The sequence below is a fragment of the Frankia canadensis genome (assembly GCF_900197875.1).
In the GTDB taxonomy this organism is placed as follows: domain Bacteria; phylum Actinomycetota; class Actinomycetes; order Frankiales; family Frankiaceae; genus Frankia; species Frankia canadensis.
Genome location: NZ_FZMO01000485.1, coordinates 1 through 865, shown reverse-complemented (window position 1 = coordinate 865; position 865 = coordinate 1). Strand labels below are relative to the sequence as shown.

1 protein-coding gene is annotated in these 865 nt (G+C 72.0%); it reads right to left on the bottom strand.

Translation table 11 applies throughout. The annotated features are described in order from the left end of the window. Positions 1-239: 239 nt before the first annotated feature. A partial coding sequence (locus C1A33_RS26615; protein WP_207770518.1) for a uroporphyrinogen-III synthase occupies positions 240-865 on the bottom strand: 626 nt, incomplete at its 5' end.

Below are 865 nucleotides of genomic sequence, written 5' to 3'. Positions count from 1 at the left end.
CCTCGCGGAACTCCGGGGAGAATTTCCTGCGACGTTCAGCCATGTGGCACACACTCCATTCCGTGCACAGTCTATTAGATCGACTGCCCGGAATTCTCGGGGCGCCTCAACCTCGACGAAGAAGGCGAAGAAGGAGGCTAGGGCCTGCCTTCCAAACTCGCGACCTGCCTGGAGGAGCCGCCTACGCCACCACAACCACAGGACTGATCACCGGCGGTTCATCGCGTGCCGTTGCGGGCCTAGGAGCCGGGCTCCTGGAGGGCTACCCGGGTGGCGGTGATGAAATCGGCGACGGCGCCGGCCAAGGGGTGTACGCCGGGCTCGGCGGGGACGATGTCGACCCGCATGCCCGCGGCCTCGCATGCCTCGGCGCTGCGCCGGCCCATGGCGGCGACGAGCAGGTCGGGAGGCAGCGGGCCGTACAACTCCGCGGTGCTGCGGGCGGCGGTGGACGACGCGAAGGCGGCGACGTCAAAGTCGCCGTGGCGTAGCTCCTCGGCGATGCGGGGGTCGGCGTCCGCGGTCTCATCCATGAGCAGCCTGATCCGCCGTAGCGTCCACGGCCCACCCATGGGCACCTCGGCCGCGCCCGCGACCAGCACGGGCGCGCCAATGGAGAGACCCTGATCGGGGGGCCTAGCCGGGTTGAGGGGCACGGAGGCTAGGCCGACGGCGTCCAGTGACGTGGCGACGTCGGGGCGGGCGGCGATCAGGGTGAGGCCGGCCAGCGCTCGCACGTCGGTGCCGGCGTGGCGCAGGGCGGTGACGACGGCGGTGACCTCGTCCGGGTCGGCGAGCAGCAGGCCGGTCGCGTCGGGCAGGGCGGCGAGCAGCTCCCGGCCGGCGTCGGGGGTGGGGGTGGGCC